This window comes from Flavobacterium denitrificans DSM 15936 (genome assembly GCF_000425445.1).
Lineage (GTDB): Bacteria > Bacteroidota > Bacteroidia > Flavobacteriales > Flavobacteriaceae > Flavobacterium > Flavobacterium denitrificans.
Window position 1 is genome coordinate 238,650 of the sequence record NZ_KE384379.1, and the last position, 22,941, is coordinate 261,590.

22 protein-coding genes are annotated in these 22,941 nt (G+C 33.8%); 6 read left to right on the top strand and 16 right to left on the bottom strand.

Features of this window, described 5'->3' with window-relative positions:
• Positions 1–57: 57 nt before the first annotated feature.
• The 8 genes from murD to H600_RS0120710 form a co-directional block, all read right to left on the bottom strand.
• The gene (gene murD, locus H600_RS0120675; RefSeq protein WP_026730573.1) at positions 58–1,389 is read right to left on the bottom strand and encodes a UDP-N-acetylmuramoyl-L-alanine--D-glutamate ligase; all 1,332 of its coding nucleotides are present in this window, start codon (positions 1,387–1,389) and stop codon (positions 58–60) included.
• Between the two features lie 59 nt (positions 1,390–1,448).
• Positions 1,449–1,805, bottom strand: a complete 357-nt coding sequence (locus tag H600_RS0120680) for a four helix bundle protein (protein WP_026730574.1) — start codon at positions 1,803–1,805, stop codon at positions 1,449–1,451.
• Between the two features lie 54 nt (positions 1,806–1,859).
• Complete coding sequence (gene mraY, locus H600_RS0120685) at positions 1,860–3,092, bottom strand: phospho-N-acetylmuramoyl-pentapeptide-transferase (RefSeq protein WP_026730575.1); 1,233 nt, start codon at positions 3,090–3,092, stop codon at positions 1,860–1,862.
• A gap of 98 nt (positions 3,093–3,190) precedes the next feature.
• Entirely contained in the window at positions 3,191–4,654 is a 1,464-nt protein-coding gene (locus tag H600_RS0120690; protein ID WP_026730576.1) for a UDP-N-acetylmuramoyl-L-alanyl-D-glutamate--2,6-diaminopimelate ligase, read from the bottom strand.
• Positions 4,651–6,657 (bottom strand): penicillin-binding protein, encoded by a 2,007-nt coding sequence (locus tag H600_RS0120695; protein ID WP_026730577.1) that lies wholly within the window; start codon positions 6,655–6,657, stop codon positions 4,651–4,653. The genes H600_RS0120690 and H600_RS0120695 overlap by 4 nt, the downstream gene beginning before the upstream one ends.
• The gene (locus tag H600_RS0120700; protein ID WP_026730578.1) at positions 6,648–6,995 is read right to left on the bottom strand and encodes an FtsL-like putative cell division protein; all 348 of its coding nucleotides are present in this window, start codon (positions 6,993–6,995) and stop codon (positions 6,648–6,650) included. The genes H600_RS0120695 and H600_RS0120700 overlap by 10 nt, the downstream gene beginning before the upstream one ends.
• A gap of 16 nt (positions 6,996–7,011) precedes the next feature.
• Entirely contained in the window at positions 7,012–7,920 is a 909-nt protein-coding gene (rsmH, locus tag H600_RS0120705) for a 16S rRNA (cytosine(1402)-N(4))-methyltransferase RsmH (RefSeq protein WP_209320135.1), read from the bottom strand.
• Positions 7,895–8,368, bottom strand: a complete 474-nt coding sequence (locus H600_RS0120710) for a division/cell wall cluster transcriptional repressor MraZ (protein ID WP_026730580.1) — start codon at positions 8,366–8,368, stop codon at positions 7,895–7,897. Before H600_RS0120710 ends, rsmH begins: the two co-directional genes overlap by 26 nt.
• A gap of 378 nt (positions 8,369–8,746) precedes the next feature.
• On the opposite strand from H600_RS0120710, the gene H600_RS0120715 reads away from it, so the two are divergent.
• The 3 genes from H600_RS0120715 to H600_RS0120725 all read left to right on the top strand — a co-directional run bounded on the left by H600_RS0120715 (position 8,747) and on the right by H600_RS0120725 (position 10,978).
• On the top strand, positions 8,747–9,511 hold the full coding sequence (locus H600_RS0120715) for an alpha/beta fold hydrolase (RefSeq protein WP_026730581.1): 765 nt from the start codon (positions 8,747–8,749) through the stop codon (positions 9,509–9,511).
• Between the two features lie 43 nt (positions 9,512–9,554).
• On the top strand, positions 9,555–10,175 hold the full coding sequence (yihA, locus tag H600_RS0120720) for a ribosome biogenesis GTP-binding protein YihA/YsxC (protein WP_026730582.1): 621 nt from the start codon (positions 9,555–9,557) through the stop codon (positions 10,173–10,175).
• A gap of 173 nt (positions 10,176–10,348) precedes the next feature.
• Positions 10,349–10,978, top strand: coding sequence for a hypothetical protein (locus H600_RS0120725; RefSeq protein WP_157509958.1), 630 nt, complete (start codon positions 10,349–10,351; stop codon positions 10,976–10,978).
• Positions 10,979–11,822: 844 nt separating this feature from the next.
• On the opposite strand, the gene gldC is transcribed toward H600_RS0120725, so the two are convergent.
• Both gldC and gldB read right to left on the bottom strand, forming a co-directional pair.
• The gene (gene gldC / locus H600_RS0120735) at positions 11,823–12,158 is read right to left on the bottom strand and encodes a gliding motility protein GldC (RefSeq protein ID WP_026730585.1); all 336 of its coding nucleotides are present in this window, start codon (positions 12,156–12,158) and stop codon (positions 11,823–11,825) included.
• Positions 12,158–13,114, bottom strand: coding sequence for a gliding motility lipoprotein GldB (gene gldB, locus H600_RS0120740; protein ID WP_026730586.1), 957 nt, complete (start codon positions 13,112–13,114; stop codon positions 12,158–12,160). The genes gldC and gldB overlap by 1 nt, the downstream gene beginning before the upstream one ends.
• A 99-nt stretch (positions 13,115–13,213) precedes the next feature.
• Between gldB and nadE the strand changes: the two genes are divergently transcribed.
• Both nadE and H600_RS0120750 read left to right on the top strand, forming a co-directional pair.
• The gene (nadE, locus tag H600_RS0120745) at positions 13,214–14,020 is read left to right on the top strand and encodes an NAD(+) synthase (protein WP_026730587.1); all 807 of its coding nucleotides are present in this window, start codon (positions 13,214–13,216) and stop codon (positions 14,018–14,020) included.
• Between the two features lie 94 nt (positions 14,021–14,114).
• Complete coding sequence (locus H600_RS0120750; RefSeq protein ID WP_026730588.1) at positions 14,115–14,744, top strand: response regulator transcription factor; 630 nt, start codon at positions 14,115–14,117, stop codon at positions 14,742–14,744.
• Positions 14,745–14,823: 79 nt separating this feature from the next.
• On the opposite strand, the gene dnaG is transcribed toward H600_RS0120750, so the two are convergent.
• From dnaG to H600_RS0120775, 5 genes are all read right to left on the bottom strand, one after another.
• Positions 14,824–16,890 carry a DNA primase gene (gene dnaG, locus H600_RS0120755; protein WP_026730589.1) on the bottom strand — a complete coding sequence of 689 codons (2,067 nt, stop codon included), beginning with the start codon at positions 16,888–16,890 and terminating at the stop codon, positions 14,824–14,826.
• Between the two features lie 129 nt (positions 16,891–17,019).
• Positions 17,020–18,069 carry a hypothetical protein gene (locus H600_RS0120760; protein ID WP_026730590.1) on the bottom strand — a complete coding sequence of 350 codons (1,050 nt, stop codon included), beginning with the start codon at positions 18,067–18,069 and terminating at the stop codon, positions 17,020–17,022.
• Positions 18,070–18,305: 236 nt separating this feature from the next.
• Complete coding sequence (locus H600_RS0120765; RefSeq protein WP_026730591.1) at positions 18,306–19,019, bottom strand: hypothetical protein; 714 nt, start codon at positions 19,017–19,019, stop codon at positions 18,306–18,308.
• A complete protein-coding gene (locus H600_RS0120770) occupies positions 19,006–19,566 on the bottom strand; it encodes an RNA polymerase sigma factor (protein WP_026730592.1) in 561 nt (186 codons plus the stop codon). The genes H600_RS0120765 and H600_RS0120770 overlap by 14 nt, the downstream gene beginning before the upstream one ends.
• Positions 19,567–19,754: 188 nt before the next feature.
• The gene (locus H600_RS0120775; protein WP_026730593.1) at positions 19,755–20,732 is read right to left on the bottom strand and encodes a polyprenyl synthetase family protein; all 978 of its coding nucleotides are present in this window, start codon (positions 20,730–20,732) and stop codon (positions 19,755–19,757) included.
• 160 nt (positions 20,733–20,892) lie between these two features.
• On the opposite strand from H600_RS0120775, the gene H600_RS0120780 reads away from it, so the two are divergent.
• A complete protein-coding gene (locus H600_RS0120780) occupies positions 20,893–21,756 on the top strand; it encodes a hypothetical protein (RefSeq protein ID WP_026730594.1) in 864 nt (287 codons plus the stop codon).
• Positions 21,757–21,839: 83 nt separating this feature from the next.
• On the opposite strand, the gene rlmN is transcribed toward H600_RS0120780, so the two are convergent.
• Positions 21,840–22,883, bottom strand: coding sequence for a dual-specificity RNA methyltransferase RlmN (rlmN, locus tag H600_RS0120785; RefSeq protein ID WP_026730595.1), 1,044 nt, complete (start codon positions 22,881–22,883; stop codon positions 21,840–21,842).
• Positions 22,884–22,941 lie beyond the last annotated feature (58 nt).

Here is a 22,941-nt window from a genome sequence, read left to right on the forward strand (position 1 = left end):
GTTATTTTGAGTTCAAAGTTTAGGAACAATCTAAAATCTGAACTCTAAAATCTAAAATTATAAATTATGAACTGCTTGTTTAAATTGCTTTCCTCTGTCTTCATAGTTTTCGAATAAATCAAAACTTGCGCAAGCTGGAGACAATAAAACAGCATCACCTTTTTCTGTTAATCTTTGAGCAGTTTTCACTGCATCATTCATATTGTTTACTTCAACCATAATATCAACAACGTTTCCAAAAGCATCAATAATTTTTCGGTTATCGATTCCTAAGCAAATAATTGCTTTTACTTTTTCACGAACTAATGACATCAATTCATTGTAATCATTTCCTTTATCAACACCTCCAACAATCCAAACTGTCGGCACATTCATGCTATCCAAAGCAAAGAAAGTTGCATTAACGTTTGTTGCTTTTGAATCGTTGATATATTGTACATTCTGAATTTTTAATACTTTTTCTAAACGGTGTTCAACACCTTGGAAATTAGATAGACTTTCACGAATTGTTGCATTTCTAATTTGCATCAATTTTGCTACAGAGCTTGCTGCCATTGCATTTTTCATATTATGTTTTCCTTCTAACGCAATGTGTTCTGTGTCCATTGTAAACTCTTCTTGGTTGATCTTTATTTCCATTTTGTTGTTATTTATAGAAGCCCCTTCTTTAAGATTTTTAGTCAATGAGAAAGGAATTAATTTCGCTTTTGTTGTATTATTTTTTAACCATTCTGTGCTTGCTTCATCATCGGCATCATAAATCAGATAATCACTTTCAGTCTGATTCATGGTTATTCTGAATTTCGAATTGATATAATTTTCATATTTATACTCATATCGATCCAAATGATCAGGGCTGATATTCGTAATTATAGCAATATCTGGCCTGTAATCTATGATTCCGTCAAGCTGAAAACTGCTTAATTCAAGAACGTATGCGTCAAACTTATTTTCGGCAACTTGCCAGGCAAAGCTTTTTCCAATATTACCTCCCAATCCTACATTCAATCCCGCCGATTTCAGCAAGTGGTAAGTCAGCATTGTTGTGGTGGTTTTACCGTTACTTCCTGTGATCCCAACTGTCAGTGCTTCTGTAAAAGGTTTAGCGAATTCAATTTCTGAAATCACTTTTATTCCTGCAGCAACCAACTTTTTTACTATTGGAGATTTCTCAGGAATTCCTGGGCTTTTCATCACCACATCGGCATTCAGAATTAAATCTTCAGTGTGTTGCTCTTCTTCCCAAGCAATTTTATTAATGATAAGAACTTCTTTATAACTCTCTTTTATCTTCCCAAAATCAGATACAAAAACATCGTATCCTTTTTTCTTTCCGAGGATCGCAGTACCTACACCACTTTCTCCTCCTCCTAGAACCACTAATCTCATATTTTATATAATTAAAAATTGAGAATTAAAAATTAAAAAACATTCAATCTGACCTTTAATCATTCTCTATTTCTTTTTAAGGTTAGTATTATTTTCGCTAATATTCTGCAAATCTCATTTGCCTCAAAATGAATACTTTCAAATTCATTCGCAGAAATATAATCTGTTGCTTTTAACAACTTCAACCAATAAATAGTTTCTCTAGCCTCTTTATATGAAATTTCAAGCTTAAATAAAAACTCTTTATCAGAACGTCCGCCAATCGATTCTTCAATATTTGCGCCAATTGAAGTTCCAGATCTTAAGACTTGTTTACTCAAAACATATTCTTTTTTATTCTCAGTCAAATACTTGTATAGATTAACAATTCTGACCGCAAAATCAAAAGATTTATCCTGAATAATATTTTCTTTCATTTTAATAAGAACGTATAATCTTTTAATTCTTAATTTTTAATTTTTAATTTTAAACTATCTAAGTTTTAAAGTAACGATTGACAAAATGGCCAACATGATGGCAACAACCCAGAATCTGGTCACAATTTTACTTTCGTGATATCCTTTCTTCTGATAATGATGATGAAGAGGCGACATCAAGAAAATTCTTCGGCCCTCTCCATATCTCTTTTTAGTAAATTTGAAATAACTCACTTGTAAAACCACTGAGAAATTCTCTACTAAAAAGATCCCACATAATAACGGAATCAATAACTCTTTACGAACAGCGATTGCTAAAACCGCGATAATTCCTCCAATTGTCAAACTTCCTGTGTCTCCCATAAAAACTGATGCTGGATAAGAATTGTACCAAAGGAATCCTATTAACGCTCCAACAAAAGCAGATATAAACACTGTCATTTCTCCCGAATTTGGGATATACATAATGTTCAAATAATTAGAAAAAATGATATTTCCCGAAACGAATGTAAATATACCGAGCGCAAGTACCGAAACTGCAGAGGTCCCGGCAGCAAGACCGTCGATTCCGTCTGTTAGATTAGCTCCGTTAGAAACTGCTGTAATAATAAAAATCACTACCGGAATAAAAACCAACCAAGCCCATTTTTCATATCCCTCCCCTGTCCATGCTAAGATTTCAGCATAATCAAATTCGTTGTTTTTCACGAATGGAATTGTAGTTGCTGTAGATTTTTCTTCAATTGGCGCTGGCAAAACTACCGTTGTATTTTGTGATGCTTTAAAAACATCTGTTCTACCAGTATCCGTTCTTACTGTTACAGCTGGACTAAAATACAAAACCGTACCCACGATTATTCCCAAACCAACTTGACCAATAACTTTGAAAATTCCTTTTAGACCTTCTTTATCTTTTTTGAATATTTTGATATAATCATCAATAAAGCCAATTGCACCCATCCAAAGCGTAGTCACAATAAGCAATACGATATAAATATTATGCAAACGAGCGAACAACAAAACAGGCACAAGCGTTGCAAAAATGATAATCAGACCTCCCATTGTTGGCGTTCCTGCTTTCTCATTTTGCCCTTGAAGACCAAGCTCACGAACCGTTTCACCTACTTGCTGATTGCGTAAAAAGTTGATAATTCGTTTTCCGTAAATTGTTGACAAAAGCAAAGAAAGCATCAATGCTAAAGCCGATCTAAAAGTGATGTACTGAAAAACTCCTGTTCCCGGAACATCTAATGTTTTGTCAAAATATTCAAATAAGTAGTATAGCATATTTTTCTATTTTAAAATTCCAATTTTGAATTAAATTCCATTTTTTAAATCCCAAATTCCAATCTTAAACTGGATTTTGATTTTGGAATTTCTATTTATTATTTTCCTAGTTGTTCTAAAATTTCTTTTACAGTTTCCATATCATCAAAATGATGACGAACACCATTTATCTCTTGATATGTCTCGTGTCCTTTTCCTGCAATAAGAATAATATCATTTGGCTGAGCCAATTGACAAGCAGTTTTTATTGCTTGCTTTCTGTCCGTAATTCTTAGAATCTTTTTGTAATTCTGCCCTTCAACTCCTGCTTCCATTTCATCTAAAATCACTTCAGGATTTTCGTTTCTAGGATTATCAGAAGTCAAAATTGCCTTATCGCTCAATTCCGAAGCGCTTTTTGCCATTACTGGTCTTTTCGTTTTATCTCTATTTCCGCCACAACCAACAACAGTAATCAACTGTTCATTTTTTGTACGGATGTCGTTTATAGTTTTCAAAACATTTTCCAACGCATCCGGCGTGTGTGCATAGTCAACTACAGCAGTTATCTTTTCATTTGAAACGATATATTGAAAACGACCCGAAACACTTTCTAAATCAGACAGTAATCGTAACGCTTCTAGACTATCAATTCCTAATTCTACAGCCGTTCCATAAATTGCTAAAACATTGTATGCGTTGAAAGTACCAATTAGTTTCACCCAAACTTCATTATCATTAATTTTCAATAACAAACCTGACAATTGACTTTCTAAAATCTGTGCTCTGTAATCTGCATAGGATTTTAAAGCATAAGTCAGTTTTTTTGCCACCGTATTTTGCAACATTACTGTTCCATTTTTATCATCAATGTTTGATAAAACAAAAGCTGATTTTGGAAGCGAATCAAAAAATGACTTTTTCACATCTCTATACTCTGCAAAAGTTGGATGATAATCCAAATGATCATGCGAAAGATTCGTGAAAATTCCTCCTACAAAATGCAAAGCTTCGGTACGTTTTTGATGAATTCCGTGCGAACTCACTTCCATGAAACAATGCGTTACTCCAGCTTCAATCATTTCATTTAAATAATGATTAATTGTAATTGAATCTGGCGTTGTATGTGTTGCTGGATATTCTGTTTCGTCAACCATAATTTTTACAGTTGACAATAATCCAACTTTATGCCCTGCTTTTTTAAACATCTGAAACAACAATGATGCAATTGTCGTTTTTCCGTTTGTACCCGTTACGCCAACCAATTTTAATTTCGCAGATGGATCTCCAAAATAATTAGCTGCCATAAAAGCTAAAGCCTTATTGGTATCTTTTACCTGAATATAAGCAACTCCATTTTCTATATTTTGAGGAAGCGTATCGCAGATAATTGCTGTCGCTCCAAGCTGAATTGCTTTTTCGATATAATCGTGTCCATCAGAAAGCGAACCGCGAATGGCAACAAAAATATCATTTGCTTCTACTTTGCGAGAATCAAATTCAATTTTTTGAATACCAATTTCTGTCGAACCTTTTACTGATTCGATAGCTACTTTATATAATATGTCTTTCAGTATTTTCACGATAATTCTAATACTATAATTGCGTTTTTATTAATATTTTGACCCGCTTGAATCGATTGATTCTTCACTTTTCCTACTCCATTTACTTTTACTTTCATACCTAAATTTTCAAGCAAAGCAATTGCGTCCATCCCTGGCATTCCTTTTAAATTCGGAATTACATTTGTTTTTGTATTGGATTGTGTATCAAACTTCGCATAACTGATTTCCTGTTTTGCAATTTTAGAATCCAGCTGTTTTATTTTATTTGTTGAAGGCGCATCAGTAAATATTTTTTGGGCAATTCTTTTAAAAACTGGCCCGGCAACGTCTGCTCCGTAATAATTATTTTTTGATGTATTTGGCTTATGAACTACCACAATACAAGAATATTTAGGATGATCAGCCGGAAAATACCCTACGAAAGACGATGCATAATACATTCCTTCTCTTCCTGCTTTATTATAATTAACCATGGCCGTTCCCGTTTTTCCTGCCATCGGAAACTCTTTCGAATACAGTTTAGAAGCTGTTCCTTTTTTTACCACGTTTCCTAAAACTGCTCTTACTTTTTTAAGCGTTTCATCTGAACAAATCTTTGGATTAATTACCTCTGTATCGAATTTTTTAATCGTTTTATTCCATTCTTTAATTTCCGAAACAAATTGCGGCTTTACCATTACACCATTATTTGCTACCGAATTATAAAAGGCCAAAGTCTGCATTGGCGTTACTGAAACCGAATAACCAAAAGCCATCCACGGAAGTGAAATTCCAGACCAAATTTTATCTCCAGGATGAGGAATAATTGGTCTTCCTTCTCCTTTAAAATGCAATCCTAAAGGTTTATCTAAACCAAAACTCTTGATATGATTTACAAATTTTGATGGATTACTTTTATAATTATCGTAAACTGCCTGAACCATTACTGTATTAGACGAAAGCTCAAATCCGCGCGCTAATGAAATTTTCCCATAACCTCCATGATGAGAATCACGTACAGATCTTCCGTAATATTTAACAACACCGTTGTGACTGTCATAAACCGTACTAGTATCAGCTACTTTATCTTCTAATATCGCCATTAAATCAACCAGCTTAAAAGTCGATCCTGGCTCGTGAGATTCTGCTACTGCATAATTTACAGTTTCTGTATATGATCCATCTTCACTTCTACCTAAATTCGAAATCGCTTTTATATAACCCGTTTCTGTTTCCATTACAACAACACAACCGTGATCAGCTTCGTAATCCTGAAGTTGCTTCAATAAAGCGTGATGTGCAATATCCTGAATAAATACATCGATAGTCGAAATCACATCGTAACCATCAATTGGATCTACTTCATTTACGTCGCGAATTGGTTTCCACTGCCCTTTTGCTATTTTTTGTTTTAAGATTTTACCATCTTTCCCATTAAGATAACTTTTAAAAGCCCATTCAATTCCTTTTCCAACTTCGATTCCTGTCGCCGGATCTATTCGATCGTAACCAATCGTTCTTTCTGCAATTTTTCCAATTGGGTGTTTTCTAACCGTTTCTTGCTCAATTATAATCCCACCTTTAAAAGCTCCCAACTTAAACAATGGAAAGCCTTTAATTTTTACATATTCAGTATAACTTAAATTTCGGGCAATCAAATAGTAACGATTTTTATTGGCTCTCGCTTTTCTTAATTCCTGTTCGTAATAACCTGCCGGTCTATCTAAAACGGTAGCCAATGAATCTGACAATTGTCTTACGTATTTTTCAAAAGTTTCTGTTTTTGGTGCTTTTGCATCAAAACGAATTTCATAATTCGGAATTGATGTTGCCAATAAACTACCGTCAGCCGAATAAATATTCCCCTTATTTGCCGGAATTACAAAATTTCGAACCGTACGCTGTTTTGCCAGTTTTCTGTAATGATCACCTTCAACCCATTGAATATTGGTTAATTTAACAACAATAGCAATTGCCATCAAAAAGATGAAAACTGCTACGAGGTAAATTCTGTAGGATATATGTTTATCGTCTACTGCCATATTCTTTTAAAGAAACTTTTTTCTTCTACTTTTTTAACTTCTATTTTTATTGGAGGAACTGTCGATGGAAAAATTTGCTTCTCCAGCATTTTATCCGATATCGTAGATTCCATTTTTAACTTCATCAGTTCTGAACGTCGATCTACAAATTCTGATCTCAATTCCTTTACTTCATTATTTAATTTGGCAATTTCAAAAACCTTTTGCTCATATCTTTGAGTATTTGCAATCATCAAAATTGCCAGCAGAATGATAAAAACGATGAATCTCCAGTTTTTTACTGCATCATCATTTATCAGAAATCTTGCTTTTAATATCCCAAATACACCACTTTTCATTTTCTACCTATATATATTATATCTTTTCAGCAATTCTCAATTTTGCGCTTCGTGCTCTATTGTTGATTTTGATTTCTTCTGCATCAGGAACAATCAGTTTTCCGATTGTTTTAAAAGGAACTGAGAAATTCCCATAAAAATCACGTTCAGGCTCTCCTTCAAACATTCCGTTTTTTATAAATCTTTTCACCAAACGATCTTCTAAAGAATGATATGAGATTACTGAAAATCTTCCGCCTGGTTTTAAAATCTCCAAAGATTGCTCAATAAACTCTTTTAGAACATCCATTTCCTGATTCACCTCAATTCTGATTGCTTGATAAATCTGAGCCAAAACTTTGTTTCGAACTTTCTCAGGCAAATATTTTTTTAAAATATCTTTCAGCTCGTCTGTAGTTTTAATTGGATAATCTCTTCTCGCTTCAACGATTGTTCTAGCTAGAGCGGGTGCGTTTTTCAACTCCCCATAATCAAAAAAAACACGACGTAAATCCTGTTCTTCATATTCGTTAACCACCCGATAAGCACTCAAATCATTTTTTTGACTCATCCGCATATCAAGGTCGGCATCAAATCTTGTTGAAAAACCTCTTTCAGGAACATCAAACTGATGTGATGAAACCCCTAAATCTGCCAAGATTCCATCAACCCCTCTTACACCATGAAAACGCAAGAACCTTTTAATATATCTGAAATTCTCATTAATTAAAGTAAACCTTTCATCTGGCAACGCATTTGCGAGTGCATCTTCGTCCTGATCAAAAGCAAACAATTTTCCATTTGGCCCTAAACGTCTCAAAATTTCTTTTGAATGTCCGCCTCCACCAAAAGTCACATCTACATAAACGCCATCAGGTTTAATATTTAAACCATCAACTGTTGAATGAAGCAAAACCGGATTATGATATTCCATTGTCGTCGTCATTAATATTTCCCATTACCTCCTCGGCTAAATCAGCAAAATCCATATCTTCGCCGCTTATTGATTTTTCGTATAAATCTTTATCCCAAATTTCCACAATATTAACCGCAGAAGAAAAAACAACATCTTTAGAAATACTAGAAAAAGCAACCAAATCTTTCGGCACCAGCAATCTTCCTAATGCATCAATCTCGACCATTTTAACCCCAGCAGTAAATCTTCGAATGAAATCATTGTTTTTTTTCACAAAGCGATTAAGCTTGTTGATTTTTTGCATCATCAAATTCCACTCTTCCATTGGATATAATTCTAAACACGGCTGAAAAACGGAGCGTTTCAAAACGAAACCGTCTTGAAGCGATGAAGCCAATTGCTTTTTCAAAGGCGCAGGCATCATCAGCCTTCCTTTAGCATCAACTTTACACTCATATGTTCCAACAATTGTGTTCAAAAAAATCAATTAAGATAGTTATAGGACAAAAATATAAAAAATATTACCACATTTTACCACAATATACCACTTTGTTAATAAGTTTAACCACTTTTCTACCACCTTCATTAAGCTATAGACAATCAATACTTTAACTTATTATTAGCGTTTTCTTAATAACACTAATCATTCAAAAAAAATAAGCACTAATTTTCTTAAAAAAATGCTTTTAATGCTGATTTCTTAACATTTGGCTTTTTTCACAAAAACCACCCTAAAACCTGATTTTAAGCCATTTAGAAATTCTACAGAAATTATCTAGTTAAAAATCATCAGCAAAAATTCATTTTTATTTATTTAACCCTATATTTGTCCAAATTGAAATTGGCATTAGATTAAATGGACAAACACTACAAAAAAGAAGGCAAATACAGCTATTTTGAAGCTGGAGAAGGAACTCCTATCGTAATTTTACATGGGTTAATGGGAGGCCTTAGTAATTTTGATGGTGTAGCGCAATATTTCCCATCGAAAGGATACAAAGTGGTAATCCCGGATTTGCCAATCTACACGCAGAGCATTTTAAAAACAAACGTGAAAAGTTTTGCCAAATACGTAAAAGACTTTATCGCTTTTAAAGGCTTTGACAAAGTTATTTTACTAGGAAATTCATTGGGAGGGCATATCGCATTGTACCACACAAAACTTTACCCTGAGAAAGTTGCCGGACTTGTAATCACTGGCAGTTCTGGGCTTTACGAAAGCGCAATGGGTGACAGTTACCCAAGAAGAGGCGATTATGAATATATCAAAAAGAAAGCTGAAGATGTGTTTTATGATCCTGCAATTGCAACTCCAGAACTTATTGATGAAGTATATGCAACCGCTAATGACCGAATCAAATTAATCAAGACTTTAACGATTGCCAAGAGCGCAATTCGTCATAATATGGCTAAAGATTTACCTAAAATGAATGTGGAAACCTGCATCATTTGGGGTAAAAATGATTCTGTAACACCGCCAAATGTTGCCGAAGAATTTGACAAATTATTGCCTAATTCAACTTTGTATTGGATTGACAAATGTGGACACGCCGCTATGATGGAACATCCTGATGAATTCAACGAGATTCTTGAAAAATGGCTTACTGAGCAGAAATTATAGTATTTAACTTTCGCTTTTAAGAAGGTTTTAAAAACAAAAAAATATGAAAATCACTTCTGCCGAATTCATTGTAAGCAATTCTGACGCTTCAAAATGTCCGGCTGAATTTTTACCGGAATATGCTTTTATTGGCCGATCAAATGTAGGGAAATCCTCTTTGATCAACATGCTTACCAATCATAAAAATTTAGCAAAAACATCAGGAAAACCTGGAAAAACACAATTAATTAATCACTTTAAAATCAACAACAATTGGTTTTTGGTCGATTTGCCAGGTTATGGATATGCCAAGGTTTCTAAAAAAACAAAATCTGTTTTTCAACAGTTCATTACAGATTATTTCGAAAACAGAGAACAGCTTGTATGCGCTTTTGTATTAATCGATATTCGCCACGAGGCGCAAAATATTGATATTGAATTTATGTCGTATATGGGAGAAAGCGAAATTCCGTTTTGCATTATTTTCACCAAAGCAGATAAAATCAGCAAAACAAAAGTCGACTCGCATATAGCAACTTATAAAAAACAAATGTATGCAAACAATTGGGCCGAAATGCCTCATTATTTTGTAACCTCATCTACAGAGTCAATTGGAAAAGAAGAACTTTTATCGTACATAGACGAAGTGAACCAGGGAATTTTCAAAAACAACTCGGGGTTTTAAAATATCAAACTCCATTTTTTTGAAATTGCTTTGCCTGTTCACTTTTACTCGGATCCAAATTTCAAACCTTAAAATAGACAATAAAAAAATCCCTAATTCCAGTTCAAAATGGAATTAGGGATTTTTTTATTGGGTTTTCTTTCTCTATTTTTGAATGAATTAACTGACTCTTTATGAAGAAAACAAAATTACTTGCCGTATTATTGCTTTTTATTATTTTCTTTTCATGCAATACGCCCTCCTATATGTTTTTAACCCCTCAGCGAACCGGTGTTGATTTTGCCTCAGGAAAATGGCTTTTAAATGAAATAGACTGCCCAAAAAACTCAAAAGATCAATTGACCGCTGAATCCATAAAGTTTTTCAAAAAAAATCTGGGCGAACGAGTATCTTATATTCATGATGTAAACGGATTGCTTGTTCCGAGAAAAATCCCTTTAAATCCGAACAAAACAAAATTAAAAGAACTCAAAGAAGGTACAGGGTTTGACTTTTTTATCAATATTTCTACAAAAAAAAATAAAAGTGATTTCTCCTCGATAGAATTGTACCAAAGTGAAAGCGAAACGGGAAGGAATGAAGCTTCAGTAATTCTCGAAATTTATGATTTAAATCTGCAACAAATAATCTATTCTCAAAACGTAGTGGGAATCACAAGAAAAGAAGCTTCGGAGTCAATGTGGCAAACCGAAAAATCAGATAAGCTCATAGACAATATAGCGTTTTACAAAAGCGCCAACAAACTAATGACCAAATCTTTAAAAAAGATATTCCACGATTTAGACAAAAGATCAGTAAAATAGAAAACTAAAAAAAACACAATAAAAAAATTCCAACTTTAAACTTGGAATTTGGAACCGAGCGATAGCGAACAGGCGAAGCAATTTTTAATATTGAAATTTTCTCTTTGTTGTTCTTCTAAAATTCAAGATTTTCCATTCTTTATAAATCAAAAACTGGTAGAGGATATAAAAAAGAGAATTGAAAAACCAAAAGTCAATTATAAAAGGTTCTGTAGCTAATACCGAATCACTATTTCCAGACAGAAAAACACCTGCACTGCTTGTTACATAAACAATTAGTCCATTACAGAAATAGAAATAATTATGATTATGTTTTTTAAAATTTGAAATAATAAAATAGAACGCATAAAACAATAAAGGAACAGAGGTTATTGCTACTTCTGCCAGATTAAACTCCCAATAAAGCGAAGGCTTATTATAATATTGAAATCCTAAAAAAAAGCAGTACGGAAATAAAAACAATTACCATAATTCGCTTTAATGTGACATTCGAAAAACTTTTATAAAAAAACAAGTTTAGGGTTATAAACTGGAAAATAAAATAATAATGTGAAAGGAAAAAATTAGAATTAGGATACAGAAATCCGATAATATTGCAAAACAATTCTACACAAAACAAAAGAATCAAATAAATCGTAAGAATGCGGTATGATACATCTCTATTTTTACACGTAATCGCAAACCGAATCGCATTTGCAAGTAAGAAAAACAATCCGACAAGGCTCACAATAAACGGAAAAAGCATATTTTTTTTTGTTTTACGACAATTTACAAAATAAAAACAGAAAATCCCAAACCCAATCTTCAAAATTGGAATTTGGGATTTTTACTATTGAAATTTATTTTACTTTGTAAGTTCTAGTTTTTCTGCAAAATAATCGCAAAAATCCTTCATCGTATCCGACATTTTCTCGTCATCTGTCGCACGTTTGAAGGTATCTGCCATTGCCACCAAAGTTTGGTGGAAAAAGATTTTCATTTCATCAACCGGCATATCTTTTGTCCAAAGATCGATACGCATCGTTTCTTTCGCTTTGCTGTCCCAGATAGAAAGCATAATTGCTTTTGCTTCCTCGGCAACAACACCACCGTCCTGCGCACTCCATGTCAATTTTTCTGGAACGCGGTTTTCATCTAATTCTATATTGAATTTAATTTCTGAATTTATTGTATTTGACATTATTTCTTAGGTTTATATTTTGACTTCTCGAAAATTTCTTTCGCATTAACTTTTAATAATTCTGGCAAAGTTACGTTGTTATTTTTCATATACGAACGTACAATTTGCCAACCAATCCACGCACCTACTCTTCCTGGCGAATCATTATCAATTTCTAAATAAAATTTAGAAAACGGCGCTGGAGCAATAAATCGGGTTGTAAGTTTTGGATCATCGCTATAAAGCATTTCTTTCTCCATAAAATAGCGCCACATATAAGCCTCATTTTCCTCACACCATTTTATTTGCTCAGGAGTATAACCTATTTTATCCGCATCTGTATATTCAGGCAAAAGCAGATCTTTGGCATAAAGTTGTTTTCCTTCAAAAATCATTTGAGAAACTAAATTTTTATCAGGAAAAGCAGGAATGTTACGGTAAGTAAAACTCGAAACTACGTCTGGCATAATTTGTTTCTCTTCAAAATTCTGCTTCAGATAATTCGGGAATTCATAAAATTTATGCTCTTTTCCTAAATATAGTTCAAGAGCGACAATAACCAAACTGTCCGCATAAATTGCTTTGGCAGTATAATCCATTTCACCAATTACAGTAATTACTTTTGGTGTTTTACTTTTAGGAAAATAATATTTTACATGCTGGAAAAGCGAATTGAATTCCTGACGTACGGGTTCAAAATTCGAATACTTTTTTTGCACTTCGCTATATACTTCTCGCCAAATTGGTTCCTGCATTTTTTGAATCCAAACCGAATCGTCATTTCCTGTTGGAAAAAAATATGGATATTGCTTTTTTAATTTCCCAAGATCTTCAGGTTTGGACTCAAAAAAAGCTTTATCAAAACGTTCTACTTTAATGTCAACCGGAATTTCTTCAACTTCTTTTTCAACTTTGCTTTTTTGTTCACATGACAAAAAAAACAAACACAGAAGCACTGCAAAGCGATATAATTTCATTTTATTTTAATTAGATTTGTGTTGCATAAATTTAAATAAATTCATACCTAAAAATATTTCTGCAAATATACATCCCTGTATCTTAAAACTTGAACTATTATGGCTAAAAAAAGCACTATTCAAACAGAAAAAGTAAATGCCCACATTGTAGAGTGGCTTAAAAGTTATGCCGAAAGCGCAAAAGTAAATGGTTTTGTAATTGGAATTTCTGGCGGCGTTGACTCTGCGGTTACTTCAACATTATGCGCACAAACCGGTTTACAAGTTTTATGTGTTGAAATGCCAATTCATCAAGCTGAAAGTCAAGTTTCAAGAGCAAAAGAACATATTGAGCAATTAAAAAAACGCTTTCCAAACGTTTCAAGCGTGCAAACCGATTTGACGGCTACTTTCGAAGCTTTTAAAAGTGCAGTTCCAAAAACTGACGACGAAGCTAAAGTTAATCTCGCTTTAGCAAACACACGTGCTCGTATCCGAATGACATCTTTATACTATTTAGCTGGAATTCACGGACTTTTGGTTGCCGGAACAGGAAACAAAGTAGAAGATTTTGGAGTTGGTTTTTACACAAAATATGGAGACGGAGGAGTTGATTTAAGTCCAATAGCAGACTTAATGAAATCAGATGTATATGCTTTAGGAGAATTTTTAACGATTCCGCAATCAATTTTAACAGCCGCTCCAACAGACGGATTATTTGGCGATAATCGCACCGATGAGGATCAATTAGGCGCAAGTTATGATGAACTAGAATGGGCGATGTTAGCAGCGGAGTCAGGAAATACGGCAGTTGACTTCGACGGGAGAGAAAAAACTGTCTTTGAAATTTATAAACGATTAAACACCAGCAACAAGCATAAAATGGAAGCAATTCCGGTCTGTTTGATACCAAAAACGTTAAAATAAAACTTTTTAACATTTGTCAGCTATAAACTACAGAATTTATTTATTAATTTTACCGTTCCAAAAACATGATAACAATTCTAAAAAGGTAAAAATTATGATTAAAGTATGTCTAGCAGACAATCATCCTGTGACGCACTTTGGCGTTAAGTCTTATTTTAAAGACCACGATCAAATTTCAATTGTTGCCAACGTAGGCAATTTTTCAATGGTTAGAGACATTCTTCAGACGAAGGAGATCGACATCCTAATTCTAGATCTAGAGTTAGAAGGTCTTTCAAGCATCTTTGAAGTTAAATCGATCCTGAAAAACTTTCCAAAAACAAAAATTGTAATTTTTAGTGACCTCGCTGAACAAATGTATGCTCCAAATGCAATTAAAGCGGGGGTTTCAGGGTATGTACACAAAACAGAAAAACTTGAAACATTAGGTCTTTCTATTATTAAGGTACACGAAGGAAAAATTATTATCAACGAAACAGTTCGCAAAAACATGGCCCTTATTGCTAAACAAAGCAAGAGCGAACGTTTGTACAGAAAACTTTCTAATCGCGAGATTGAAGTTTTACGTTACTTAAGTGACGGTAAGAAAAACAATGAAATTTCTAAAATCTTAAATCTGAACGAAAAAACGATCAGTACTTACAAATTAAGATTATTGACTAAATTAAATGTTACTAATTTAGTTGACTTAGTAAACAAAGCTAAGACTTTAGAAATTATTTAATTTAATGTTGATCTGCTTCGGCAATCATCAGTAATAAAAAAGCTCTGTATTGTTTATCAATATAGAGCTTTTTGATTTTTTAATGATAAGGAACAACTACTCTTCCTAATTTCTTTGAAAAATTATTCAACAACTTAGAATAATCTACAACCATCGACAAAACTTCTGAATTATCATCTTGTGGATCTGTAATCAACGAATTTTTCAAATCATGAATGATTTTTGAAACCAAAAACCACCTTAATGAAAATATCGTATCGGAAACATTTTGCTCAATAGTCACATTTTTGTGTTTAGGAAAAATATTTTGTCCTTCCCAATCGTGAATGACCACTTTTTCATCTTCCATTAAAATATTGGTCACTTCCTGAGCAAATTCTGGTTGTAAGTGCATCAAATATTTATCCAAACTAAAGACTTCATTTTGATTGAAAAAATTGATCAAGTTTTTAAAAATATCTTGAAATAATTGATTAGAAAGCTCAATCTCATCTTCTTGCAAACTCAAGTAGATTTTTTCAAAAACCTTATATTTTCGTTTTTCCGAAACTTCTTTGACATTTCCTTCTTCATCTGCTTTCAAGAAAACATCTTCAAAATCTTCTTCTACACTTCCATAAAGCAACAACAGCTCAATGACTTTTCTTTCAAAACCATATAAAATATCAACTTTTTGAGACGGTTCTTCATATCCCATATCTCCAGGATAATCATAACCTTCCGGCGGGCCAGTTCTTGGATCTTCTGGATCTCCCCCTGAAAAAGTTCCAGTTTGCGGAGGCTGATTTCTATGAACTTCAAAAGGTTTTTGTTCTTGCTTTTGCTTTTTATTCGCTTCTGCAATATCTTTTTGAATCAGCTGCGCCAAAGTGCTTACCAAAACCTGCTCCGAAATATCCATTATTCGTGCACATTCCTGAACATATACTTCGCGCTGAATACGATCTGGTATTTTAGAAATACTCGCAACCATGTCACGAATCAAATCGGCTTTCTTAATTGGATCATTTTTAGCTTCATTCATTAAAATTGAAGCTTTAAATTGTATAAAATCTTTACTATTATTTTCTAAATAAGCCACCAATTCATCATGAGGCGTTTTCCTTGCAAAACTGTCTGGATCTTCTCCGTCAGGAAATGCGCAAACCCTTACGTTCATGCCTTCTTCCAAAATCAAATCGATTCCACGAATGGCAGCACGAAGCCCTGCAGCGTCACCGTCAAAAAGTACGGTAATATTTCGTGTAAGACGATTAATCAATCGGATTTGATCTGGCGTCAAAGCCGTTCCTGATGATGCTACAACATTCTCGATTCCAGATTGATTAAACTGAATCACATCGGTATAACCTTCAACCAAATAACAATTATTTAGTTTCGCTATCGATTGTTTTGCCTGAAAAATCCCATAGAGAACTTTACTTTTATGGTAAATATCACTTTCTGGTGAATTCAGGTATTTTGCCGCTTTTTTGTCATTAGTCAGAATACGTCCTCCAAAACCCAAAACGCGTCCTGACATACTTTCAATAGGAAACATGACACGCCCTTTAAATCGATCAAATGAACGGTCTTCTCTAGGAATGGTCAAACCTGTGCTTTCTAAAAATTCTAGTTTGTACCCCTTTCCTAATGCTTCTTTAGTAAGCGCATCCCATGTTTCTGGAGAATATCCTAAACTAAATTTTTTGATGGTTTCATTTGTAAAACCTCTTTCTTTGAAATAAGAAAGCCCAATCGCTTTTCCCTCTTCCGAATTTAAAAGCGTTTTATGAAAATAATCTTTTGCAAATTCTGAAACCAAATACATACTTTCACGAACATCCGTCATTGCTTTTTCAGCATCTGTTTGTTCCGTCTCTTCAATCTCAATATTATATTTTCGAGCCAAATAGCGAATCGCTTCTGGATAGGTAAACTGCGAATGCTCCATTAAGAATTTAACCGAGTTCCCACCTTTTCCTGTACTAAAATCTTTCCAGATTCCTTTTGCCGGCGAAACCATGAACGATGGTGAGCGCTCATCTGAGAATGGACTCAATCCTTTGAAATTACTTCCGGCACGTTTTAAATTAACAAAATCGCCAATAACCTCCTCTACTCGAGCAGTTTCAAAAACAGCATCAATTGTACTTTGTGAAATCAAAACGTAAATTTATTTTTTAAAGTTGAAAGCCTGTAAAAGTACATAAATCCTTCCTGAAATTTATTTATTAAACTAAAAAAAGTGCCTCTTGCGAAGCACTTTTTCTACTAACTAAACTCAAAGTCATACTTAATTCAAATCTAATCTCAATCCCATTGAAATATTGTTTTCCTTAACTAAATTGTCCTGAAACAACGGATTCAAATCGTATTTTACATACAAGCTTAATTCTCTATATCCAATATATGAACTCACGCCATACATGAAATTATTTACATTGTATTCGCCTTTTACTTTGCTTTTATATTTTAAATCGTCTTCTTCGAATTTCAAAATTTGTTTTGATTTTACGTTGATTCCAGCGTAACCTCCAATTCCAAAACGGAAACTTTTATGTGTTTTGAAGTACGTTTTTCCATCTTTTACTGTTGGCCTTGTAAAATCAAATTCCAAATGGACTGGCGCTACCAAATACACATTTCTAAAACGTGATTCGGTTAAATTTACTGGATTAGTTTCTAAATTGGTTTGATCGCCGTTTACCACAAAATAACGGTTATCTGTCGGGCGAATGTTATTGTACATTAATGAAAGTCCGTACTTCGCGTGAAGCAAATTGTCATTTTTCATTAATCTTGAATTATAGGTGAAACCCCACTCATAAAAATGCGAACCTATAAAACTGTAATTTGAATCCTGATATTTTCCGTCAACCATCATATTATTCAAACCCATTGCAAAAACAAATTGCGAAGTAGTTCTTTTTTCTCCACGAAGAGAATCCTTGCGTTTATTTTGGTTCCAGTCGTTTTTATCCCAGTAAATAACAATCTTGCTTTTTTTAGTAGTATCCTGTTCCTTTAGTTTCCCATCTACTTTTTGCTGTACAAGATCATTCAGTTCATTTTGCGCCAACGTTACTTTTTCCTCGATAATTACGGCTCTGGCTTCTGCCAATTCTTTTTTGCGTTTATCCGCTTGTTCCTGTGTGATTTTGCCTTCAGACAATTGAACGTTTACGGCTTCCACTTCTTGTTTTAAGGTTTCTTTTTCTTCTTTGGTAACTTTCTCGATTTTATTGGCAATTTTCTTCGCTTTTGATTCAAAAGTCTCTTGTCCGAAAACCTTGCTCACGAATAAAAAGATTAAAATTACGAGATGAATGGTAAAATTTTTCATGATTGATTTTTTAATTGATTGTGATTGATGATGATTAATTGTTAATTGTAAAATGTTAATTGTGAATGATCAATTCATTGTCCATCGGGTTGAAACCCGACGCTACAAAATGGATCGTTGCTCCGGAACTAAAAAAATCTATATTCTTTTTCTTAATACTTAATTCTTAATACTTAATTCTTAATTCTTAATTCTTAATTCTTGATACTTAATTCTTGATACTTAATACTAATCCTCTACTCCTGCTGATTTCTATTTGCCAAAGCCACTTTTACTGTCTGATAATTTTTATTGACTCTTGTGATTACTTTTTCACGAAAGGATTCCTCTAATTCGCCGTCAACTTGATTCAGCAAATCATTTGCATTGACTTTAATTTTTGCTTTTGGTTTAGCCGAATTTTCAGCTACAACCTTATTTTCAGCCGTTTCTAATAATTGATCTACACTTTCTTTTTTAGAGGTTTCGGCAACAGCAGTTTGATTGTTGGTGGATTGTTTTTCTTGATTGTTTTTGATGATGATTGAAGACTCCGCTATTTGATTTGATTCATTTTTACTGATTTTATTTGTTTTTTGATTACTGTTATTAGCTGGTTGATTTAAATTTTCTTTTGAATCATTTTCTGAAACTGCGATTTCAGTTTTTGAAGAATTGATGTTATTTAAAACTGGCTTTTCAACAGAATCTTTCTCCGAATCTTTTACAACAACTGAATTTTTAGGCGCTTCAATTGTATTTTCTTTTTGATTAAAGAAGAAAGTTCCAACCAACAAAAATCCCACAACACTCGCCGCGATATAAAACCATTTTTTGCTTTTCTTTTTAGGTTTCTTTTCATCGGCAACACTCAACATGGCATCTAATCGATCCCAAGCTTTGTTGCTTGGCTCAATTTCACGCTGATTTAGTTTTTCACGGAAATCCTTTTCAAAATTATTCGGTTCCATTATCTTGTTTTTTTAAAATAGTAATTTGTGTTTGCAGCATTTTTCTAGCGTGCGATAATTGCGATTTTGATGTTCCTTCATTAATCCCTAACATCTTGGCAATTTCATTGTGTTTATAGCCTTCGATTGCGTATAAATTGAAAACCATTTTATAGCCATCCGGCAAAGCGTCAATTAAAAACTGAATCTGTTCTACTGTAAATTGGCTGTCGATTTCGTTAAAGCTTTCTTCTGTAAAAAACTCATCTTCAGCAAATTTTACTTTTTTCTGAACTCTTAAATAGGAAATGCATTCGTTAACCATAATTCGGCGGATCCAGCCTTCAAAACTTCCTTTGTGTTCAAACTTGCTTAAATTGGCGAACACTTTCATAAAAGCCGTTATCATTACATCTTCTGCCAGCTGAATGTCCTTTATATATTGTCGACATACACTTAACATTTTTGAAGAAAACTTGCCATAAATCTGTTGCTGTGCTTGACGATTGTTCTCGACAGCCAGCTTTATGATTTTGGTTTCTTCTTGATGTAACGGAATAATTTTCATTTATAAGCGTTCGGTTTTGGTTCTAGAAACAGACTTCTATTAGCATAGACGATTGTCGGTTTGAAATGGTTGCATGGGAATGAAAAAATAATTGGACAATCAGAAAATTTGTCAATTAGATAATTGATTCACAACAAAGTAAAAACAATTATCTAATTGACAAATTTTCTAATTATCTAATTAAAAAATTATTTTTTTCTTTCGATTACGTAGTTCACCATCAAAGTCAACGCCTCTTTATATTCTGAATCTTCGAAGTTTTGAAGAAGAGATAGCGCTTCCTGCTGGAATTCGACCATTTTGTTTTCGGCGTAAGCCAAACCATTATTATTTTTTACAAAAGCAATAACTTCTTTTACGCGTTTTTTGTCTTTGTTATGGTTTTTGATGGAATTGATCAGCCACTTTTTTTCTTGTGGCGTGCAAGTATTTAAAACATGAATTAACGGCAAAGTCATTTTTTGTTCTTTGATATCGATTCCTGTTGGTTTCCCGATAGCTTCTTCGCTGTAATCAAATAAATCATCTTTGATTTGAAAAGCCATTCCGATCAATTCTCCGAATTTGCGCATGTTTTCAACCTGAGCGTCATCTTCAATTACAGCTTTTGCGCCAAGCGCACAACAAGCCGCAATAAGCGTTGCGGTTTTCTTACGGATAATTTTGTAATAAACATCTTCGGTAATATCGAGTCTTCGGGCTTTTTCTATTTGAAGCAACTCGCCTTCGCTCATTTCTCGAACGGCTACAGAAATAATTCGAAGCAAATCAAAATCGCCATTGTCGATTGACAATAACAATCCTTTTGAAAGCAAATAATCTCCAACTAAAACAGCAATTTTATTTTTCCAAAGTGCATTGATTGAGAAAAATCCGCGACGACGATTACTGTCGTCCACCACATCATCGTGAACTAAAGTAGCCGTATGAATCAATTCGATTACCGAAGCACCTCGATAAGTTCTCTCATTTACAACACCTCCAGAGACCATTTTTGCCGTCAAAAAAACAAACATTGGACGCATTTGCTTTCCTTTCCGATTTACAATATAGTAGGTAATTCGGTTCAGCAATGCAACCTTTGAAGTCATCGATTCATGGAACTTTTTTTCGAAAAGTTCCATCTCGTTAAAAATGGGCTGTTTTATTTGGGAAGTAATATTCATTTCGATTCCAAATATACTATTTTAAATAAAAAAACGTTATCAATTTTATGTTAGTATATCAACAATTTGTACACTAATATAAATTCACCACCAAAAAACACATTTCTAGTTAAAGCCTAATTTGAATTCATTAATTAAAATCACGTAAAACTAATTTATTATGAAAACAAAAATTTTCTTTATTGGAACATTAGCCGCTTTATCTTTTTTTGCCAGCTGTAACTCTGACGAAAAAACAAATGACGGATCATCATCTGCGACAATTACAAAAGATGAAATCATCAAAAATTCAAAAATTGATGCCTCAATTGATGATGTAACAAATATTGCCGAAGATCAGTTTAGCGCACAACAAAACGTAACTTCAAAACCAAGCGGACCGGTAAAAAATTTCCTTCCGAGTTGTGCTACAATTACAACAGTATTAACTAACAACACCTGGACAAGAACTGTCGATTTTGGCGTAGAAGGCTGTACGCTTGAAAACGGAAATACGGTAAAAGGAAAAATGGTTATTTCTTTCTCCAATGATTTTGCTTCATCCACACAAACAATTAGTTATACTTTTGACGGATTTTATCACAATGGAAAAAAACTTCAAGGAAGCAAAAGCATAGTACGAACAGTAAAAACAACCGATTTGCTTGCAACGGCACATCCCGTTTTTACAGCCGCAATCGATATGACAATTACTTTTGATGACGGAGGCGTTTATACTCGAAAAGGCACACTAGTTAAGGAACAAGTTGAAGGCTTTGACACTTGGTTCAACTGGGATGATAATGCATATTTAGTAACTGGAAGCAGTACAACGACTTTCCCTAACGGAGATACTTTTTCTGCCGAAATTACAACTCCACTGCAATTTAAAGCATCATGCAAAAGATCTGTTGCTGTAAAAGGAGTATTGTCTGTAACCAAAAACGGAGCTACGGCTGTTGTTGATTATGGCGACGGAACATGCGATACACTTGCAACAATTACAAAAGATGGCGTAACAGAAGAAGTTGATTTGAAAAAATAAGAATCCTTTTTGCCCAAAAAAAAAGCATTAAAAACAAGATTTCTCGTTTTTAATGCTTTTTTGTTTATCCTAAAAATATAAAATTAGGCTTCTTTATTTGCTAATTGCCCACAAGCAGCATCAATATCTTTCCCTCGGCTACGTCTAACTTTTACCACTACTCCAATATTTTCCAATGCTTTTATATAAGCCATAATAGATTCCTCTGAGGCTTGCTGAAACTCTCCGTCGTCAATTGGATTATATTCAATTAAATTGACTTTACAAGGCACATATTTGCAGAATTTAACCAACGCGTCAACTGAGGCCTTATCGTCGTTTATTCCTTTCCAAACTACATACTCGTATGATACTTTGCTTTTTGTTTTTCTGTACCAATATTCTAATGCTTCGCGCAAATCTTTCAAAGGGAAATTTTTGCTGAAAGGCATAATCTTCGCACGCGTTTCGTCAATTGCAGAGTGCAGCGAAACTGCCAATTTGAACTTCACTTCATCATCGGCCATTTTTTTGATCATTTTCGGAATTCCTGAAGTCGAAACCATAATTCGTTTTGGCGACATTCCTAAACCCTCAGATGATGTAACCATATCGATCGCCTTAATAACATTGTTATAATTCATTAAAGGCTCTCCCATTCCCATAAAAACAATATTTGAAAGCGGATGATTGTAATACAAACGGCTTTCTTTGTCGATTGCCAAAATCTGGTCGTAAATTTCGCCTGGCTCCAGATTTCTCATACGTTTTAATCTTGCAGTTGCGCAAAAATTACAATCCAAACTACAACCTACTTGACTAGAAACACAAGCAGTAGTTCTCGTTTCTGTTGGAATCAAAACCGATTCTACCACCAAGCCATCATGCAAGCGAACGGCATTTTTAACTGTTCCGTCACTGCTGCGTTGCATAGTATCAACCTTAATATGATTGATAACAAAATTCTCCTCAAGCATTGTACGCGTTGTTTTGGCAACATTGGTCATGTCTTCAAAACTATGTGCTCCTTTGCTCCAAAGCCATTCATAAACTTGATTTCCGCGGAAAGCTTTGTCATTATTTTCGACAAAAAAATCGCGCAACTGTTCTTTTGATAAAGCTCTTATGTCTTTTTTCTCGATTTGCATGATGCAAAGTTAAGTATTTGTTCATTTCTAAAAGAATAAAGAAAGAACCAATCTTTAA